The 19,591-nt window shown below is 71.7% G+C and carries 15 protein-coding genes; 9 read left to right on the top strand and 6 right to left on the bottom strand.

Annotated elements, in window-relative coordinates:
• Positions 1-6 precede the first annotated feature (6 nt).
• Positions 7-1,305 carry a citrate synthase gene (locus tag ACLJPL_RS03445; RefSeq protein ID WP_109165615.1) on the top strand — a complete coding sequence of 433 codons (1,299 nt, stop codon included), beginning with the start codon at positions 7-9 and terminating at the stop codon, positions 1,303-1,305.
• 491 nt (positions 1,306-1,796) lie between these two features.
• On the opposite strand, the gene ACLJPL_RS03440 is transcribed toward ACLJPL_RS03445, so the two are convergent.
• The 3 genes from ACLJPL_RS03440 to ACLJPL_RS03430 form a co-directional block, all read right to left on the bottom strand.
• The gene (locus ACLJPL_RS03440; RefSeq protein WP_411079134.1) at positions 1,797-4,079 is read right to left on the bottom strand and encodes a heavy metal translocating P-type ATPase; all 2,283 of its coding nucleotides are present in this window, start codon (positions 4,077-4,079) and stop codon (positions 1,797-1,799) included.
• Positions 4,080-4,170: 91 nt separating this feature from the next.
• Positions 4,171-4,491: a heavy-metal-associated domain-containing protein gene (locus ACLJPL_RS03435; RefSeq protein WP_411079133.1), complete on the bottom strand. Its 321-nt coding sequence runs from the start codon at positions 4,489-4,491 to the stop codon at positions 4,171-4,173.
• A gap of 199 nt (positions 4,492-4,690) precedes the next feature.
• Entirely contained in the window at positions 4,691-5,428 is a 738-nt protein-coding gene (locus tag ACLJPL_RS03430) for a TetR family transcriptional regulator (protein WP_411079132.1), read from the bottom strand.
• Positions 5,429-5,585: 157 nt separating this feature from the next.
• Between ACLJPL_RS03430 and ACLJPL_RS03425 the strand changes: the two genes are divergently transcribed.
• Positions 5,586-8,015, top strand: coding sequence for an MMPL family transporter (locus ACLJPL_RS03425; protein WP_411079131.1), 2,430 nt, complete (start codon positions 5,586-5,588; stop codon positions 8,013-8,015).
• A 95-nt stretch (positions 8,016-8,110) separates the two neighbouring features.
• Here ACLJPL_RS03425 and ACLJPL_RS03420 read toward each other — a convergent pair whose 3' ends face one another.
• Entirely contained in the window at positions 8,111-8,302 is a 192-nt protein-coding gene (locus ACLJPL_RS03420) for a helix-turn-helix transcriptional regulator (RefSeq protein WP_084746329.1), read from the bottom strand.
• A 309-nt stretch (positions 8,303-8,611) separates the two neighbouring features.
• Here ACLJPL_RS03420 and ACLJPL_RS03415 point away from each other — a divergent pair, with 309 nt between their 5' ends.
• Complete coding sequence (locus tag ACLJPL_RS03415) at positions 8,612-9,130, top strand: DinB family protein (protein WP_411079130.1); 519 nt, start codon at positions 8,612-8,614, stop codon at positions 9,128-9,130.
• A 176-nt stretch (positions 9,131-9,306) separates the two neighbouring features.
• On the opposite strand, the gene ACLJPL_RS03410 is transcribed toward ACLJPL_RS03415, so the two are convergent.
• Entirely contained in the window at positions 9,307-10,269 is a 963-nt protein-coding gene (locus tag ACLJPL_RS03410) for a sugar phosphate isomerase/epimerase family protein (protein WP_411079129.1), read from the bottom strand.
• Positions 10,270-10,401: 132 nt separating this feature from the next.
• Here ACLJPL_RS03410 and iolC point away from each other — a divergent pair, with 132 nt between their 5' ends.
• The 5 genes from iolC to ACLJPL_RS03385 are packed head-to-tail and all read left to right on the top strand — an operon-like array spanning position 10,402 to position 17,186.
• Complete coding sequence (iolC, locus tag ACLJPL_RS03405; RefSeq protein ID WP_411079128.1) at positions 10,402-11,421, top strand: 5-dehydro-2-deoxygluconokinase; 1,020 nt, start codon at positions 10,402-10,404, stop codon at positions 11,419-11,421.
• A complete protein-coding gene (locus ACLJPL_RS03400; RefSeq protein ID WP_411079127.1) occupies positions 11,418-12,410 on the top strand; it encodes a deoxyribose-phosphate aldolase in 993 nt (330 codons plus the stop codon). Before iolC ends, ACLJPL_RS03400 begins: the two co-directional genes overlap by 4 nt.
• Before the next feature lie 36 nt (positions 12,411-12,446).
• Complete coding sequence (gene iolB, locus ACLJPL_RS03395; RefSeq protein ID WP_411079126.1) at positions 12,447-13,589, top strand: 5-deoxy-glucuronate isomerase; 1,143 nt, start codon at positions 12,447-12,449, stop codon at positions 13,587-13,589.
• Positions 13,586-15,643: a 3D-(3,5/4)-trihydroxycyclohexane-1,2-dione acylhydrolase (decyclizing) gene (locus tag ACLJPL_RS03390; protein WP_411079125.1), complete on the top strand. Its 2,058-nt coding sequence runs from the start codon at positions 13,586-13,588 to the stop codon at positions 15,641-15,643. The genes iolB and ACLJPL_RS03390 overlap by 4 nt, the downstream gene beginning before the upstream one ends.
• Positions 15,644-15,683: 40 nt before the next feature.
• Complete coding sequence (locus ACLJPL_RS03385; RefSeq protein WP_411079124.1) at positions 15,684-17,186, top strand: CoA-acylating methylmalonate-semialdehyde dehydrogenase; 1,503 nt, start codon at positions 15,684-15,686, stop codon at positions 17,184-17,186.
• 77 nt (positions 17,187-17,263) lie between these two features.
• Here the strand turns inward: ACLJPL_RS03385 and ACLJPL_RS03380 are convergent, their stop codons facing one another.
• Positions 17,264-17,767, bottom strand: a complete 504-nt coding sequence (locus tag ACLJPL_RS03380; protein WP_411079123.1) for an NUDIX hydrolase — start codon at positions 17,765-17,767, stop codon at positions 17,264-17,266.
• A 294-nt stretch (positions 17,768-18,061) separates the two neighbouring features.
• Between ACLJPL_RS03380 and ACLJPL_RS03375 the strand changes: the two genes are divergently transcribed.
• Positions 18,062-19,588 carry a sensor histidine kinase gene (locus tag ACLJPL_RS03375; RefSeq protein ID WP_411079452.1) on the top strand — a complete coding sequence of 509 codons (1,527 nt, stop codon included), beginning with the start codon at positions 18,062-18,064 and terminating at the stop codon, positions 19,586-19,588.
• The last annotated feature ends 3 nt before the right edge of the window (positions 19,589-19,591 follow it).

Here is a 19,591-nt window from a genome sequence, read left to right as displayed (position 1 = left end):
GATGACGTGAGCGAGCACACCAACAACGCTGTAGTACTGCGGTACGGCGACGACGAGTACACCTACCCGGTGATCGACAGCACCGTCGGCGACAAGGGCTTCGACATCGGGAAGCTCCGGGCCAATACCGGCCTGGTCACCCTGGACAGCGGATACGGCAACACTGCCGCCTATAAATCCGCCATCACGTACCTCGACGGTGAGCAGGGCATTCTGCGCTACCGCGGATACCCGATCGAGCAGCTCGCCGAGCGTTCGTCGTTCCTCGAGGTCGCGTACACGCTGATCAACGGCGATCTCCCCAAGGTCGACGAGCTGGCGACCTTCAAGAACGAGATCACCCAGCACACGCTGCTGCACGAGGACGTCAAGCGGTTCTTCGACGGCTTCCCGCGCGACGCCCACCCGATGGCCATGCTGTCCTCGGTCGTCAGCGCGCTGTCCACGTTCTACCAGGACAGCCACAACCCGTTCGACGAGGAGCAGCGCCACCTCTCGACGATCCGCCTGCTGGCGAAGCTGCCGACGATCGCGGCGTACGCGTACAAGAAGTCGATCGGGCACCCCTTCGTCTACCCGCGCAACGACCTCGGGTACGTGGAGAACTTCCTCCGCATGACCTTCTCGGTCCCCGCCCAGGAGTACGAGCTGGACCCGGTCGTCGTCTCGGCGCTGGACAAGCTGCTCATCCTGCACGCGGACCACGAGCAGAACTGTTCGACCTCCACCGTGCGTCTGGTCGGCTCCTCGCAGGCGAACATGTTCGCCTCGATCTCCGCCGGCATCTCGGCGCTGTGGGGCCCCCTGCACGGTGGCGCCAACCAGTCGGTGCTGGAGATGCTCGAAGGCATCCAGGCCAACGGCGGCGATGTCGACTCCTTCATCCGCAAGGTGAAGAACAAGGAGGACGGCGTCCGCCTGATGGGCTTCGGCCACCGGGTGTACAAGTCCTTCGACCCGCGCGCCAAGATCATCAAGGCCGCCGCCCACGACGTGCTGTCCGCGCTCGGCAAGTCCGACGAGCTGCTCGACATCGCGCTCAAGCTGGAGGAGCACGCGCTCTCCGACGACTACTTCGTCTCGCGCAACCTCTACCCCAACGTGGACTTCTACACCGGTCTGATCTACCGGGCCATGGGCTTCCCGACCGAGATGTTCACGGTGCTCTTCGCACTCGGCCGCCTTCCGGGCTGGATCGCCCAGTGGCACGAGATGATCAAGGAGCCGGGTTCCCGCATCGGCCGCCCGCGCCAGATCTACACCGGCGAGGTCCTGCGCGACTTCGTCCCGGTCGAGGGCCGCTGACCCCGGTTCCGTACCGCTGGATCCTCGCTCCGCCCGTAGTGCCCGGCCGCTTCGGCCGACTGCCTTCGCCCCGCGTACCGCGCTTTCGCACAGAGCGCGGTGTCCGGGGCGATTCGGCGTCCGGGGGCGGGTCGGGGGGTGCTCGGCCCCGCTATGAGCGAGAAACGCCCCGCCGCCGATCCCCCCACGGGTCGACGGACGGGGCGCTTCCCATATCCCGGAGCGGATTCCCCCCACGGGATCCGGCCGGGCGTCTGAGGGGAGCCGAAGCTCCCGTTGTCGTACTGCGCGGTCTGCCGGGGAACGTACGCACGGGAGGGCCGCTCAAGCTCCCCGGTGCACGTGCCCCGGCCAACGCTTGCCGCAGGAGCGTCCCCCAAGACACTCCCTTCGGACGTCCCCCAAGACATCCTTGGCATCGCACTCTAAGACTCGCGAACCCACCGGATGGTTACCCTGAAACCAGTGTGATCTAAATCTCTTTGTGGAAGTTACGTGAAGGCACGCAACCGAAGGCTGTTCGTGACGACGAACACGGACGAAAACGCCATGGCGGCTCCCGCGATCATAGGGTTGAGCAGGCCACTTGCAGCCAGGGGCAGTGCCGCGACGTTGTACCCGAAGGCCCAGACGAGGTTGCCCCTGATGGTGGCCAGAGTACGCCTGGAAAGGCGGATTGCGTCAGCAGTCACCTTGAGATCTCCACGAACCAATGTGAGGTCGCTCGCCTCGATCGCCGCATCCGCCCCGGTACCCATCGCCAGCCCCAGGTCTGCCGTGGCCAGAGCCGCGGCGTCGTTGACCCCGTCACCGACCATCGCGACGCTCCGGCCCTCCGCCTGAAGGCGTCTGACGACGTCCACCTTCTCCTCGGGGAGCACCTCGGCGTGGACCTCGTCGATGCCCACCTCGCGGGCCACCGCCTCGGCCACCGCCCGGTTGTCCCCGGTCAGCAGGACGGGGCGCAGCCCCAGGGCCCGCAGCTCCGCCACCGCGTCCGCGCTGCCGTCCTTGACGGCGTCGGCCACCGCGAGCACACCCCGCGCCGCACCGTCCCAGGCGACGACGACCGCCGTACGTCCCTGCTCCCCGGCCTCCGCCAGGGCGGCGGACAGCTCCGGCGGGAGGGAGATCCCGGCGTCGTCCAGCAGCTTCTCCCGGCCGACGAGGAGGGCGTGTCCTTCGACGATGCCTTGGACGCCGAGGCCGGGGATGTTGGTGAAGTCTTCGGGGGTGGGGAGGGGGGTGTTGTTGAGGCGTTCGAGGGCGCCGGTTGCCACTGCTTGGGCGATGGGGTGTTCGGAGGCGTGTTCCAGGGCTCCGGCGAGGCGCAGGACGTCGTTGTCGTCGGTGCCTTCGGCGGTGTGGATGTCGAGGAGGGTCATCTTGCCGGTGGTGATGGTGCCGGTTTTGTCGAGGACGATGGTGTCGGCGCGGCGGGTGGTTTCGAGGACTTCGGGTCCTTTGATGAGGATGCCGAGTTGGGCTCCGCGGCCGGTGCCGACCATGAGGGCGGTGGGGGTGGCGAGGCCGAGGGCGCAGGGGCAGGCGATGATCAGGACGGCGACGGCTGCGGTGAAGGCGGCGGTGAGTCCGTTGCCGGTGCCGAGCCAGAAGCCCAGGGTTGCGAGGGACAGGGCGATGACGAGGGGGACGAAGACGGCGGAGATGCGGTCGGCGAGGCGTTGTGCGGTTGCTTTGCCGTTCTGGGCGTCTTCGACGAGGTGGGCCATGCGGGCGAGTTGGGTGTCGGAGCCGATGCGGGTGGCTTCGATGACGAGTCGTCCGCCGGCGTTGATGGTGGCTCCGGTGACGGGGTCGCCGGTGGCGACTTCCACGGGGACGGACTCGCCGGTGAGCATGGAGGCGTCCACGGCGGAGCTGCCCTCGACGACCAGGCCGTCGGTGGCGATCTTCTCGCCGGGCCGGACCAGGAAACGGTCCCCCACCTGGAGCCGGTCGGCGGGGACGCGTACCTCCGTACCGTCTCTGAGCACGGCGACGTCCTTGGCCCCCAAGTGCATCAGCGCCCGCAGCGCGGCCCCGGACTTCCGCTTGGCGCGGGCCTCCAGGTAGCGGCCGAGCAGGATGAACGTGATGACGCCGGCCGCGACCTCCAGATAGATCGTGGAGCTCGCGTCGGCGCGCGAGACGGTCAGTTCGAACCCGTGCCGCATGCCCGGCATGCCCGCGTCACCGAGGAACAGGGCCCACAGCGACCAGCCGAAGGCGGCGAGGGTGCCCAACGAGACCAGGGTGTCCATCGTCGCCGCGCCGTGCCGGAGGTTGGCCCAGGCGGCGCGGTGGAAGGGCAGGCCGCCCCAGACGACGACGGGCGCGGCGAGGGTCAGGGAGAGCCACTGCCAGTTGTCGAACTGGAGCGCGGGAATCATGGCGAGCAGGACGACGGGGAGGCTGAGGACGGCCGAGACGATGACCCGCTGCCGGAGTGCGGCGAGGGCGGCGGCCTGTTCCGGATTCCGCTCAGGTCCAGGCTCGGGCTTCCGTTCCGGTTTCCGCTCCGGGGGTGCGACGGGCCGGGCCGTGTAGCCGGTCTTCTCGACCGTCGCGACGAGATCCGACAGCGCCAACCCCTCCGTGAACGTGACGCGCGCCTTCTCGGTCGCGTAGTTCACCGTGGCGCTCACGCCGTCCATCCGGTTGAGCTTCTTCTCGACGCGGGCGGCGCACGAGGCGCACGTCATGCCGCCGATCATGAGCTCGGCCTCGGAGGCGTTCGCGGCCGGGGTTCCGGCTGCTGCTGTGCTGGCCATGTCCGAACTCCTGGGTAACGCAGGTCGGGCCGTACCCCACCAGTATCTGCTGGTGGGCGCGGCCCGACCGGGAGAGGTGGTGCGGCGGCGCTCAGGCGGCCCGGCCGACGAGCTCGTAACCGGCCTCGTCGACGGCGGCGCGCACGGCGTCCTCGGTCAGCGGGGCCTTGGAGGAGACGGTGACGCGCCCCGTGGCGGCGACGGCCTCGACGGACGTCACGCCGCCGAGCGCGGAGATCTCCTCCGACACGGCCCCCTCGCAGTGGCCGCAGGTCATGCCCTTGACCTCGTACACCGTGGTGACCGAGTCCGCCGACTCGATCTGCACGTCGCTCGCACCGCCGTGGCAGGAGCCGGCGGGCGAGCAGCAGGAGCCGGTGGACTGGGTGGTGGGCTCGGTCTCGGCGGTCATGGTGGTCTCCTCTTCGGCAGGCACGAAGTTCGTCAGCGCGTCTTGGGGCGACGCGTTCCGGGGGCGTACGCGTGTGACGCAGGGGGCCACAGGGAAGCCCGGGGCGTCTCACTCACCTCATACTATACCCCTAGGGGGTATTGGCCGGAGGGAGGCGCGCCCGGTGGGGCCGACCGGCTGCTTCGGCGCTAAGGGTTCTCTAAGGGGTACGGCCCTGGCGGGCGTGCGGAGCCAGATGGGGTGAGTCGTCGCCGATCAGGGGATCCAGGTAGCGGAACATGAGCACCTTCAGCTCGCGGATGTAGGCGTCCCGCTCCTCGCCCTCGTGGGCCATGATCAGATCGAGCCCGGCCTTGAACGTCATGAAGGTCATGTCGGCGACCCGGTGGACCTGGTCGCCGGGGATCGCCGGGAGGTAGTTGACGAGGATCTCCTCGACCCGGGCCAGCATGGTGGCGTGCACGGTGTCGTGCGCCTCGGTGATCCGCCCGGGGATCTCCGAGCCGTGCATCAGCGCGAAGAACGCCGGGTTCTCGCAGTTGAAGGCGATCAACGGGTCGAGGACGGCGTCCAGCATGCGGTCGAGCGGCAGTTCCATGTGGCTCGGGGTGAAGGCCGCGCCATAGGTGTCGCGCCAGCGGTTGAGGAGCTGGTCGCCCAGCTCGACGGCGATGGCCTCCTTGTTCGGGAAGAACTGGTACAGCGTGCCCGGCGAGACGCCGGCCTCGCGGGCGATGGCGTTGGTGCTGGAGGCGGTGTAGCCGCTGGTGCAGAAGACGCTGGCCGCGGCCTGGAGCAACTGGGCGATACGGGCTTCGCCACGGGCCTGGCGGCGGCGCGGGCGGGTGGCCTCCGCGGTGCCGCCCGCCTCGTCGGCTCCGGGTTTCTTGGTGGCGCCTTCCCCCGTGGCGCCCTTCCTGGCTTTGGACTCCGGCACGGTCTTCCCCAGCTTTCATGATGCGTTTGACAAACGCGAGTGTTCGCTCGCATTCTAAGGAAACGCGAGCGACTACTCGTGTTTGCCAGTGTAAGTGGCAACGACTGACCCATGCTGCCCTGCGCTGCCCGGGTCTCGGTGAAGGGGACACCGCACCATGTCCGAAGTCAACGGTCCACCCGGCTCGTCCGGCCCGCCTGGCTCACCCGGCCGATCCGGCTCACCCGGCCGATCCGGCTCACCCGGCCGATCCGGCTCGCCCGGCCGATCCGGCTCGCCCGGCCGATCCGGCTCGCCCGGCTCGTCCGGTCAGGCCGGCTTGTCGCAGCCGGTCGGGGGCTGGACCCGGTTCGTCACCGCCAGGCCCCGGCTGGCCCTGCTGGCCGCCCTGGTGATCACCGCGCTCGCCGTGTTCGCCGGGAGCGGGGTGGCCGACCGGATGGGCAGCGGCGGCTGGCAGGCCCCCGACGCCGAGTCGACCTACGCCACCGAGGCGCTGGAGCGGGAGTTCCCCGCCTCGCAGCCGAACCTGCTCCTGCTGGTGGACAGCGGCAGCGCCTCCGTCGACGATCCGGCGGTGGCCGCGGAGGCCGCACGGCTCACCGAGCGGCTCACCGCCGAGCCCGGCATATCCGGAGTGACGTCGTACTGGCAGACCGAGGCGCCCGCCCTGCGCGCCGAGGACGGCCGCGAAGCGCTCATCGCGGCCCGGATAGGGGGCGACGAGACAGAGGCGGGCGAGACGCTCGAACGGATCGCTCCCGCCTTCGCCGGGGAGAGCGGCCCGGTGAAGGTCTCGCTGGGCGGGCCCGTCGCCGTCCAGCACGAGATGCAGACGATCATCCAGGAGGACCTGCTGCGGGCCGAGCTCATCGCCCTGCCCGTGACGCTGGTCCTGCTGGTCATGGTCTTCGGCAGTGCGGTCGCCGCCATGCTGCCGCTGCTCGTCGGCATCGTCGCCATCCTCGGCACCAACGCCGTGCTGCGCGGCCTGACCGAGTTCACCGACGTCTCGGTCTTCGCGATGAACCTCACCACGGCCCTCGGCCTCGGACTGGCCATCGACTACGCCCTGTTCATCGTCCGCCGCTTCCGCGAGGAGCTCGACGCCGGGGCCGACACCCGGACGGCGGTCGGCGCCACGCTGCGCACCGCAGGCCGGACGGTGCTCTTCTCCGCGCTGACCGTCGCGGTCTCCCTGTCGGCGATGCTGGTCTTCCCCCAGTACTTCCTGCGGTCCTTCGCCTACGCCGGCATAGCCGTGGTCCTGCTGGCCGCCGCCGCGGCACTGATCCTGCTCCCCGCCGCGTTCATGCTGCTGGGCCCCCGGGTCAACGCGCTCGACCTGCGCCGCCTGCTGCGCCGCAGGAAGGGCCGGGCCACCGCAGAAGCCGCTGCCGAGGAGACCGGCCGGGGATGGGCGCGCTTCGCCGTCCTGGTGATGCGCAGGGCTCCCGTCTTCGCCATCGTCACCACCGTGGGGCTCGTCCTGCTCGGACTGCCCTTCCTCGGGGTCAAGTTCGGTACGGCGGACGACCGCCAGCTCCCCGCCGGGGCCGAGTCCCGGGTGGTCCAGGAGCACATCCGGGACGGCTTCCCCGGCAGCCCCAGCGGCGGCCTGGAGCTGCTAGCCGAGGGAGAGGGGACGCCCGCCGCGTACGCAGCCCTCAAGGACCGGATCGAGAAGGTCCCGGGCGTGCTGCGCGTCGACGGCCCGGTCACGGGGGACTCGGCCGCGTACTTCAGCGTGCTGCCGGACGGCGAGGCGGTCGGGCAGGAGACCCAGCAGCTCGTACGGGACCTGCGCGCGATGCCCGCCGGCTCCTTCGACACCTCGGTCACGGGCACGGCTGCCGTCCTCGTCGACTCCAAGGACGCCATCGCGGACCGGCTGCCCTGGGCGATCGGCATCATCGTCGTGGTGACGCTGCTCCTGGTCTTCCTGCTCACCGGCAGCGTGCTCATCCCGATCCAGGCGGTCGTGCTCAACGCCCTCAGCCTGACGGCGATGTTCGGGGCGGTGGTCTGGGTCTTCCAGGACGGCAATCTCTCGGGGATCCTCGCCTTCACCAGTACGGGGGACATAGAGACGACGCTGCCCGTCCTGATGTTCTGCGTGGCCTTCGGCCTCTCCATGGACTACGGGGTCTTCCTGCTCTCCCGCATCAAGGAGGAGTACGACCGGACCGGCGACCACGAGCACTCGGTCACCTTCGGACTGTCCCGCACGGGCGGCCTGATCACCGCGGCCGCGGTGATCCTGGCGGTCGTGATGGTCGCCATAGGCACCTCACGGGTCACCAACACCAAGATGCTGGGACTCGGCATCGCCCTCGCCGTCCTGATGGACGCCATGGTGATCCGCAGCCTGCTGGTCCCCGCGGTGATGAAGCTGACGGGCCACGCCACTTGGTGGGCCCCCAAGCCACTGCGCGCCTTCCACCAGAGATTCGGCCTCAGCGAGGGCGAGTCGGCCCCGGCCCCTTCCGGCACGAAGGACGGGCCCGGCGGCCCGGGGGAGCCCACGGTCGACGGGGAGATACCCGAGGCGACCCGCGACGGGGAGAAGGTCACCACGGGGGCGTAGCCACGTGGCCTCTGCGGGGGCGGGCCCGGGATCCGGTTCAGCAACGGCCCCCGGGCCCACCCGGAAGAGTTCCTCCGGGGGGAGAGTGTGGCGGGTCAGCGGCCCCGGTTGCGGGGGCGGGAGGCGACCCAGGCTCGGATGGTGTCGCCGTACCAGTAGGGCTTTCCGTTCTTCACCTGGTCGGGCGGGGGGAGGAGGCCGTGTTTGCGGTAGGAGCGGACGGTGTCCGGCTGGACCTGGATGTGCGCGGCAATGTCCTTGTAGGACCAGAGTGTTCTGTCCGTCATCCGTGACACCTCTCTGTGCTGCTGCTCTGTGCTGCTCTGTGCTGCTCGGTTCTGCCCCGCCCCTCAGCGGCGGCGGTGGGGTGCCGGCCGGGGGGAAGTCGCGGGGCGCGGGCTGACGATCACTCAGCCTGCGCTGGGTTGAACGACCCCTGGCGGCAGGCGGGGTGGGGCTGTCGTGCGCCTGTGACGGAAAACCCGCGTAACGGAGATATGTGTGGCGAAACAGTTACTGCTGTGACAGAAGGGATGAACAGCCAGCTGTGGTGCGGAATCCGGACGATGTCAGACCCGGGTGCCACGATGATGACCATGAGCACTTCCGAACGCCCCATGCCCCCGCCGGTCGCCGATGAGCGGACCACGCTGGAGAGCTGGCTCGACTTCTATCGCGCCACCCTCGCCCAGAAGTGCGCGGAGCTGTCCGAGGCGCAGCTCCGTGAGGCGTCCGTGGCTCCTTCCGCGATGACGTTGCTCGGGCTCGTCCAGCACGCGGTGGCCGTCGAGCGGAACTGGTTCCGGAAGGTCCTCGCGCAGGAGGACGTTCCGGCGCTGTTCGCCCCGGTCGACGGGGGTGGGGGCGGTGGGCACGACGGCGGGTTCGAGCTTGCCGAGGACGCCACGTACGGCGACGCGGTGGCGGTGTGGGAGGCCGAGGTCCGCAGGGGGCGGGAGAACTGCGCGGGCCGAGGGCTCGACGACACCAGCCCGTTCATGGGCGGGGAGGTGACGCTGCGGTGGATCTACACGCACATGATCGGTGAGTACGCGCGCCACTGCGGGCACGCCGACCTGATACGCGAGCGCATCGACGGGCGTACGGGAGTCTGACGCGGACACCGAGGCCGAGGCCCGGGGCGGAGGCCGGGGCCCGGCACGGCAGCCGGGGTTGGAGGTCGAAGTCCGATGCCGGGGCCCGGCACGGCAGCCGGGGCCCGAGCCCGGGGTCGGAGGCCGGGGTCCGGGGTCGAGGCCCCAGCTCGGGGTCGGAGGTCGAGGCAGGAGCCTCAGCCGGCGACTCGGGGCGCGCCGGGCGTACCGGGCGCACCCGCTGTGCCGGGGCTCCCGCAGGAGCGGAGGAACTCGCGGGTGCGGCGCGCGATCGGGAGCGGCTTGTCCGGGTCGCACGGGTACATGTCCTGCTCCACGATCGCGAACAGGTCGACGTCCAGGGCCCGGGCCGCGTCCAGGACGGGTTCCAGGGCGGGCACGCCGCCGGGCGGTTCGCACATCACGCCCCGCGCCACGGCCGGGCCGAACGGGACCTCGTCGGCCACCACGGTCGCCAGGACCTCGGGGTCGACCTGCTTGAGGTGGAGGTAGCCGATGCGTTCTCCGTATGTCTCGATGAGCTTGACGCTGTCGCCGCCGCAGTAGGCGTAGTGCCCGGTGTCCAGGCAGAGCGAGACCAGGGCGGGGTCGGTGGCGTCGAGGAAGCGGTTGACGTTCTCCTCGCTGTCGATGTGGGTGTCCGCATGCGGGTGGACGACGATGCGGAGCCCGTAGCGCTCCCGGACCTCCCGGCCGAGCCGTTCGGTCTGGGCGGTGAGGTCCCGCCACTGCGCGGGGGCCAGCGTGCGGTCCTCCAGGACCTCGCCCGTCTTGTCGTCGCGCCAGAAGGAAGGGATGACGACCAGGTGTTCGGCACCCATGGCCCGGGTCAGTTCGGCGATGTCCGCCACATGCGCCCAGGTCCGGTCCCAGACCTCCGGACCGTGGTGCAGGCCGGTGAAGACGGTGCCCGCGGAGACGGTGAGCCCCCGGCTGCGGGTCTCGTCCGTCAGCCGGGCCGGATCGGTGGGCAGATAGCCGTACGGACCGAGCTCGATCCACTCGTAACCGGCCTCGGACACCTCGTCGAGGAAGCGCTGCCAGGGCGCCTGCTGCGGGTCGTCGGGGAACCACACCCCCCACGAGTCGGGTGCCGAGCCGATACGGATGCGGGCCGAAGAGGGTGCGGAGGGGGTCATATCGCCCAGCGTCGCGGCCCGTACGGAAGAGTGTCAAGGGTTCGTCCGAATGTCCGGACAAAATGTTGACAGGGTTCCCGGGCGGGGACTAGACCTGGGATCAGTCGGCCGACGAGGGTCGAAGGGATGCGCATGCCTGAGCCGTACGACGTGATCACCATGGGGCGGATCGGGGTGGACATCTACCCCCTGGAGGTCGGGGTGCCGCTCGCCCGGGTCGAGACGTTCGGCAAGTTCCTCGGCGGCTCCCCGACGAACGTGGCGGTGGCGGCGGCCCGGCTGGGGCGGCGGACCGCCTTGATCACCCGGACCGGCTCGGACGCCTTCGGGGAGTACCTCCACCAGGAGCTCGAAGGTTTCGGCGTGGACGACCGGTGGGTGACGGCGGTCGAGGAGTACCCGACCCCGGTCACGTTCTGCGAGATCTTCCCGCCGGACGACTTCCCCCTCTACTTCTACCGGCAGCCCAAAGCGCCCGACCTGGAGATCCACCCGCCGGAGCTCGACCTCGACGCGGTGCGCGCCGCCCGGATCTTCTGGATGACCGGCACCGGGCTCAGCGCCGAACCGAGTCGGACCGCGACCCTGGCGGCCCTCCGGACCCGCAGCGAGAGCCCGGACCGCGAGCCCCGCACCGCGACCGTGTTCGACCTCGACTGGCGGCCCATGTTCTGGGACGGAGAGGACCACAGCTCCGTGGCCCCCGCCCGCTACCGGGAAGCGCTCGCCCACGCCACCGTCGCCGTGGGCAACGTAGACGAGTGCGAGATCGCGACCGGCGAGCGCGAACCGCACGCCGCCGCCCGCGCCCTGCTCGCGGCCGGGGTGGAGCTTGCCGTCGTCAAGCAGGGGCCGAAGGGCGTCCTGGCCGTGCACCGCGACGGCTCCACCGCCGATGTGCCGCCCCTGCCCGTGGAGGTCGTCAACGGGCTCGGCGCCGGGGACGCGTTCGGGGGCGCGCTCTGCCACGGGCTGCTCGCCGGATGGGACATCGCGCGGATCATGCGGTACGCGAACGCCGCCGGGGCCATCGTCGCCTCCCGCCTCGCCTGCTCCTCCGCCATGCCCTTCCCGGACGAGGTGGAGCGGGCGCTCGCGGAGGGGGCGGTCACCGAGGACATCGCCTCCGGGCCCTCGGGGGCGGGCTCATGACCCCCGCCACCCCCGCCACCCCTGCCACCCCCGCCGCCCGCTCCGTCCACGACCTGGTCCGCCTCCGCGCCGAGCACCCCGAAGCGGTGGCCGAAGCCGCCGCACGACGGAGGCGGAGACCCCTGCTCCGTACGGTCGACACCGACACCGACACCGACACCGACACCGACACCAGCACTCCGACCGACGCCGCCCGCGAAGGCCCGGCGCACCCCGGCCGGTTGATGATCATCGCCGCCGACCACCCCGCACGCGGCGCCCTCGCGGTCGGGGACCGGGCCCTCGCCATGGCCAACCGGTTCGAGCTGCTGGAGCGGCTCCGCCTCGCCCTCTCCCGTCCGGGAGTCGACGGGGTCCTCGCCTCCGCCGACGTCCTGGACGACCTGCTCCTCCTCGGAGCCCTGGAGGACAAGGTCGTCATGGGCTCCATGAACCGGGGCGGGCTCGCGGGCGCTTCCTTCGAGCTCGACGACCGGTTCACCGGCCACCGCCCCGAGGACCTGGTCCGCCAGGGGTTCGACGCGGGGAAGCTCCTGCTGCGCATCGACCACGACGACCCCGGCTCCCTGGACACCCTGCACGCCGCCGCCCGCGCGATCGACGCCATGGCGGCGCACCGGCTGCCCGTCTTCGTCGAGCCGTTCCTCTGCCGGCGCGTCGACGGCCGCCTCCGCAACGACCTCGGCGCGACCGCCGTGGCCACCTCCATCGCCATCGCGTCCGGCCTGGCCGGGACCTCCGCGTACACCTGGCTGAAGGTCCCCGTCACCGAAAAGCCGGCCGACATGGCCCGGGTCATGGAGACCTCCACGCTGCCCGCCGTGCTGCTCGGCGGGGAGGTGGGCGACGACCTGGACGGGGCGTACGGGAAGTGGCGCGAGGCGCTGCGGCTGCCGAGCGTGCGGGGGCTGGTCGTGGGGCGGTCGTTGCTCTATCCGGTCGACGGGGACGTGGCGGGGGCCGTCGACACCGCCGTAGCGCTGCTGTAGCCGGGCAAGGACGGGCAGGACGGGTAAGGAGTGGGCATGGACACGCACCACGAACACCACCACGAGCGCCACACCGAAAGCACCGAGGACACAGAGAACACAGGGCACACAGGGGACACGGCGGAAGCTGGGAACGCCGGGGCTGCCGGGGGCGCTCCGCCCGCCGCGCGCCACCACCTGCCCTCCGGGAGCGCGGGGCGCGGACCCTACGTCCTGGACATCGATCCGAAAATGGCCGGATGGGATCGGTCCAGTCTGCGCGTTCTCGAGCTGGAACCGGGCGGAGTTCATACGCTCGTCACCGGGGAGAGCGAATGGATCGTCCTGCCGTTGACCGGCGGCTGTACGGTGCATACGGCAGGTGGTGACACCTTTGAACTGCTGGGCCGGGAAAGCGTGTTCAGCGGGGTGAGTGATTTCGCCTACGTGCCGCGCGACGACCGGGCGCAGATCGCCTCCGGCGCAGGAGGCCGCTTCGCCCTGGCAGGAGCGAAGTGCGAGCGACGACTCCCCGCTCGCTACGGCCCCGCGCCGGAGGTACCCGTCGAGCTGCGCGGCACCGGCGACTGTTCGCGCCAGGTCAACAACTTCGCCGCCGCCGACACCTTCGCGTGCGACCGCCTGATCGCCGTCGAAGTCCTCACGCCCGGCGGCAACTGGTCCTCCTACCCGCCCCACAAGCACGACGAGCACGTCCCGGGCGAGGAGTGCGAGCTGGAGGAGATCTACTACTTCGAGGTGGAGCGGGGCGGCCTCGGCTACCACCGGGTCTCCCCGTCGCGCGACGGCGGTACGGACGTCCTCGCCGAGGTCGGCAGCGGTGACGCGGTCCTCATCCCCGACGGCTGGCACGGCCCGTCCATCGCCCCGCCCGGCCGGACGCTGTACTACCTGAACGTCATGGCGGGCCCGGGGGAGGAGCGGACCTGGCTGATCCGCGACCATCCGGACCACGGATGGATCCGCGACGTCTGGCCCCAGCAGCCGGTAGACGCCAGACTCCCGCTCTACACGGCACAGCAGCAGCGCACCACGCAACAGCGGCACGCGGGGCAACACCCCACCGCGCAACAGCAGGACGCGGCGCATCAGCACACAGCGCATCCGCACACAGCGCATCCGAAGACCGCCCGCCCGGACACGGACGGGTCGTCGCCCGACCCGGAGGTAGCAGGTTGAGCCCGACGAGTCCCGCGAGCACGCGGTCCGCACGCACCCGCCGCCTGACCACCGCTCAGGCCCTGGTCGCCTTCCTCGCCCGTCAGTACACCGAGCGGGACGGCCGCCGGCACCGCCTCATCAACGCCACCTGGGGCATCTTCGGCCACGGCAACGTCGCCGGCATCGGCCAGGCGCTGGTCGAGGCGGGCAACGGGAACAGGACCGCGCACCGGATGCCGTACCTCCAGGGGCGCAACGAACAGGCCATGGTGCACGCGGCCGTGGGGTACGCGCGCCAGTCCGGGCGGCTCTCCGCGCACGCGGTCACCACCTCCATCGGCCCGGGCGCCACCAACCTCGTCACCGGCGCCGCCCTCGCCACCGTCAACCATCTCCCCGTCCTCCTCCTCCCGGGTGACACCTTCGCGACCCGCCCCGCCGACCCCGTACTGCAACAGCTCGAAGTGCCGTACGCCGGTGACGTGTCGGTCAACGACTGCCTGCGGCCGGTCTCGCGCTACTTCGACCGGGTCACCCGCCCCGAAGCGCTCATCCCGGCGGCCCTCCAGGCGATGCGGGTCCTGGCCGATCCGGCCGAGACGGGCGCGGTCACGCTGGCGCTGCCGCAGGACGTGCAGGCGGAGGCGTACGACTGGCCGGAGGAGTTCTTCGCGGAGCGGGTCTGGCGGGTGCGCAGACCGGCTCCGGACGCGGCCGAACTGGAAGCGGCGGTACGGGCGGTGCGCTCGGCCCGTCGCCCCCTGATCGTCGCGGGCGGCGGGGTCCGCCACAGCGCCGCCGAGGAGACCCTCGCCGCGTTCACCGCCGCCACCCGCATCCCGGTCGCCTCCACCCAGGCCGGGAAGGGGGCCCTGCGCCACGACCACCCGGCGGACGTGGGCGGAATCGGCCATACCGGTACGGCCACCGCCGACGAACTGGCCCGCACCGCCGACCTGGTGATCGGCGTCGGCACCCGGTACACGGACTTCACCACCGCCTCCGGCACGCTCTTCGAGAACCCGGCCGTCCGCTTCCTCAACCTCAACATCACCGGCTTCGACGCCCACAAGCTCGCCGCCCTCCCCCTGGTGGCCGACGCCCGCACCGGCCTGGAGGCGCTCACGGCGGCCCTCGCCGGACGGGGGTACCGGGTCGACCCGGCGTACGAGACGGAGTACACCGGCGCGAAGGAGGCGTGGGAGGAACAGGTCGAAGCGTCCTTCACCACCCCCGACCCCACCGCGCGCCCCACCCAGACCCAGGTCCTCGGCCTGCTCGACGCCCTGGCCACCGAGGACGACATCCTCATCAACGCCGCCGGCTCCCTCCCCGGCGACCTCCACAAGCTCTGGCGCACCCGCTCCCGCGACCAGTACCACGTCGAGTACGGCTACTCCTGCATGGGCTACGAGATCCCGGCCGCGATCGGCGTGCTGCTGGCCACCGAAGCCCCAAGACCGTCAAGCGGCCCAGGCGGCCCGACCGGCACGGAAGCCCCCAGCGGCCCACGCACCACCGCCGCACAGGGCAGCCCGGACCACCCGGGCCACCCGGTCAGCCCACCCCGGCCGCCCCACCGCCCCGTCTGGGCGCTCGTCGGCGACGGCACGTACCTCATGAACCCCACCGAGATCGTCACCGCCGTCCAGGAGGACCTGCCGCTGAAACTGCTGATCCTCCAGAACCACGGATACGCCTCCATCGGCGGTCTCTCCGACGCGGTCGGCGGCGAGCGCCTCGGCACGGCCTACCGCCACCGGGACCCGGACGGCGGCTTCACCGGCCCGCCGCTCCCCGTCGATCTGGCGGCCAACGCGGCCTCCCTCGGTATGCGCGTCCTGCGCGCCACCACCGTCGACGACCTGCGCAAAGCCCTCGCGGAGGCCCGCGACGCACAGGGCCCCACTTGTGTCTACGTCGAGACCGAAACGCCCGACACAGTGTCGGGCCCCCCTCCGGCACAGGCGTGGTGGGATGTTCCTGTGGCCGAAACCGCGAGCCGACCGGCGGCGGTCAAGGCACGGGAAGAGTACGACCGGCAGGTCGCCGCCCGACGCCGCCACCTGTGAAACCACCCCTGCGCCTGCCCGAAGCCTGAAGGAGTACGTCATGACGAAGACCGTCAACCACTGGATCGGCGGCAAGACAGTGGAGGGCACGTCGGGCCAGTACGGTCCCGTCACGGACCCGGCCACCGGCGCGGTCACCACGCGGGTGGCGCTGGCCTCGGTGGAGGAGGTCGACGCGGCGGTGGCGGCGGCGAAGGCGGCGTACGCGACCTGGGGCACGTCCTCCCTCGCCCAGCGCACCGCGGTCCTCTTCCGCTACCGCGCGCTGCTGGACGCCCACCGCGACGACATCGCCGCGCTGATCACCGCCGAGCACGGCAAGGTGCACTCGGACGCGCTGGGCGAGGTGGCCCGAGGGCTGGAGATCGTCGAGCTGGCGTGCGGGATCACCACGCAGCTCAAGGGCGAGCTCTCCACCCAGGTCTCCAACCGGGTCGACGTCTCCTCGATCCGCCAGTCCCTGGGCGTCGTGGCGGGCATCACCCCGTTCAACTTCCCGGCCATGGTGCCGATGTGGATGTTCCCGCTGGCGATCGCGTGCGGCAACGCGTTCGTGCTGAAGCCGAGCGAGAAGGACCCGTCCGCCGCCATGCTGCTGGCCGAGCTGGCGTCGGAGGCGGGCCTGCCGGACGGCGTCCTCAACGTCGTCCACGGCGACAAGGTCGCGGTGGACGCCCTGCTCCACCACCCCGACGTGGCGGCCGTCTCCTTCGTCGGCTCCACCCCCATCGCCCGCTACATCCACGCCACCGCCTCCGCCAACGGCAAGCGCGTGCAGGCCCTCGGCGGCGCGAAGAACCACATGCTCGTCCTCCCGGACGCCGACCTGGACGCGGCCGCCGACGCGGCGGTCTCGGCGGCGTACGGCTCGGCGGGCGAGCGCTGCATGGCCATCTCGGCGGTCGTCGCGGTCGGCGCGATCGGTGACGAGCTGGTCGCCAAGATCCGCGAGCGCGCCGAGAAGATCACGATCGGCCCCGGCAACGACCCCGCCTCCGAGATGGGCCCCCTGATCACCGCCGCCCACCGCGACAAGGTCGCCTCCTACGTCACGGGCGCGGCGGCCCAGGGCGCGGAGGTCGTCCTCGACGGCACGGGCCACACGGTGGAGGGCTTCGAGGACGGCCACTGGATCGGCCTCTCCCTCCTGGACAAGGTCTCCACCGACTCCGACGCGTACAGGGACGAGATCTTCGGCCCGGTGCTGTGCGTGCTCCGCGTGGAGACGTACGAGGACGGCGTCGCCCTCATGAACGCCTCGCCGTTCGGCAACGGCACCGCGATCTTCACCCGCGACGGCGGCGCGGCCCGCCGCTTCCAGCTGGAGGTCGAGGCCGGCATGGTCGGCGTCAACGTGCCGATCCCGGTCCCGGTGGGCTACCACTCCTTCGGCGGCTGGAAGGACTCCCTGTTCGGGGACCACCACATCTACGGCAACGACGGCGTGCACTTCTACACCCGCGGCAAGGTCGTCACGACCCGCTGGCCGGACCCGGCGGACGCCCCGTCCGGCGTCGACCTGGGATTCCCGCGCAACCACTGAGGCCGCACCGAGGTCTCCCGGCGGGCTGCCGGACAGGCCGGCTGCCCGCCTGCCTGCCCGCCTGCCCGCCAGAGAGGTCAGCCGCCTCCCGGGCGGCCCCGGAGAACGCCGGAGATCAGGTCGTGGATCAGGAACTCGCCGGGGCCGCGGTTCTCCTTGAGGCGATGGAGGTCGCCGGGGCCGAACCAGTCGTACGCGGAGTGCTTGGCCCACTCCAGGGCGGGGTGGTCCAGATCCCCGTCCACCTGGACGAGACAGTCGGCCTCATGGCGGAGCCCGCCACCGTCGTCACCGGTCCACGTGGTGGTCCCGAGCAACCGCGCCACCCGCCGGAGCCGCCAGCCGGTCTCTTCCCGTATCTCCCGGGCGAGGGCCCGCAGGAGCGTTTCGCCCGGCTCGACGTGTCCGCCCACGATGTCCCAGGTGCTGGGGAAGAGACGGCGGTCCGCGCTGCGCTTCTGGGCGAAGGCCCTGCCGTCCCGGTCGAGGATGACCGCGCCCACGGTCCAGACCTCGCCGGGAGCGGGTACGGGCCATGCGATGCCGTGGTCCACGGCCTCCGGCCGTCCGGGTGGGTACATGAGGGACAGGGTAGGGCGGAGCCTGTCCCTTCTGTAGGCGGGGGCGTACGCGGCTGAGGGAAACGGGATGCCGGGCCTCGGACCCGTCCCGCGGGTTGGGCCCGTGAACACCCCGCCCCTCCCGTTCGCGGGTATGACTTTCGGCAGTGCCGGACGCCTGTCCGCCTGCGTAACGTCCTGTCTGTGAACAAGACCTCTGGTGGATCCGACCCGGTGTCCGGCCTTCGGCGGGTGGCGTACGGCCTTCGGCGGGCCTTCGCACTACGGCGGGCGTCCGCACTCCGCGGTCGCGGTCTGCCGGCGTGCGCGACGACGGCGTTCGGTGTTCTGTGCCTGGTGAGCTGGTGGTGGGCCCTGCCGGCGGCGGCCGCCGCCTTTCTGCTGGGGCGGCAGCCCGGGCGGGGCGGGCCGTTCGCGCTGTTCCTGGTCGGCGCCCTCGGGGCGGGGGCGGCGGCCGTGTCCGTGGCGCCGTCCCTGCTCGCCCTCGGGACGCGGTTCGTCGCGGTGGTCGTCCTCGTCGTGCTGCCGCCCTGGTTCCTGGGGCGGTTCCGGCGTCAGTACCGGGAGTTGGCGCGGGCCGGGTGGGAGCGGGCCGGGCAGCTGGAGCGGGAGCGGCAGTTGGTCGCCGAGCAGGCGAGGTCGCAGGAGCGATCCCGTATCGCCCAGGACATGCACGACGCGCTGGGTCACGATCTCAGCCTGATCGCCCTGTCGGCGGGGGCGCTGAAGCTGGCTCCCGGACTGGACGAACAGCACCGGCGAACCGCCCAGGACATCCGGGGCAGGGCGGCCGCCGCCGTGGAACGCCTCGGCGAGGTGATCGGCGTCCTGCGCGAGGAGACCGAGCCCCCGCCGGTGCGGCCCGCCGACTCCGACATCGCCCGGCTCGTCGGTGACGCCGCCGCCTCCGGCCTCGCCGTGGAGCTGTCGGTGGACGGGGAGGCCGTGGGACTTCCCGCGTCCGTCGAACGCGCCGCGTACCGCGTCGTGCAGGAAGCCCTGACCAACGCGGTCAAGCACGCGCCCGGTGCGCCCGTGCGCGTCGCCCTCTCGCACACCGCCACCGAGACCCGGGTGGTGGTCGGAAACGCCGACGCCCGTGCACGGCCCGGTCCGCCCCCGAAGCCGGGTCCCGGGGGCCGGGGGCTCATCGGGCTGGACGAGCGCGTCCGGCTCGCCGGTGGCTCCCTCGACCACGGCCCCCGGGACGGCGGCTTCGTCGTCGCCGCCCGACTGCCCCACGACGCTCCTGCGCAACCACTGCCCCGGTCTTCGGAACCCAGGGCCCACGAACCTGAACCCTGGCCCTCCGAATCCCTGCCCCCCGAGCCCCCGCCCTCCGTACAACGGTCCGCCGGGCCCCCGCCCTCCGAACCCCGGCCCTCCGAGCACCAACCCCCGCCCCCCGAGGGCCGCTCAACGCCCCCGCCCGAGCCGGGGAGCGGCGCTCTCTCGGAGTACCGCAGGGCCCGGCTGCGCGTCGGCCGTACCCTGCTCACCGCGCTGGTGGCGCCCCTGGCCGCGGGCGCGGTGCTCAGTGCGGGCCTGGCGGTGTGGGAGACGGTGTCCGCGTCCCGGTCCGTCCTCGACCCGCGCGACTACGCCCGACTGCGGGTGGGGCAGGATCGGTCCGAGGTGCGGAAGGTGCTCCCGGACCGGCAGGCGGTGCATCGGCCGCCGGGTGCTGAACCGGAGGAACGAGGGGTGACGTGCGAGTTCTACGCGATGACGGCCGACCGCTTCGACGACCGGTCCGGGGACGTCTACCGGCTGTGCTTCCGGGGCGGCGCGCTGGCCTCCCGCGACGCCCTGGCCCCGTGAGCG

The organism is Streptomyces sp. cmx-18-6 (genome assembly GCF_046548915.1).
In the GTDB taxonomy this organism is placed as follows: Bacteria; Actinomycetota; Actinomycetes; order Streptomycetales; family Streptomycetaceae; genus Streptomyces.
Note: the sequence above shows the minus strand (reverse complement) of the source record. Positions and strands in the feature narration are given on the sequence as shown.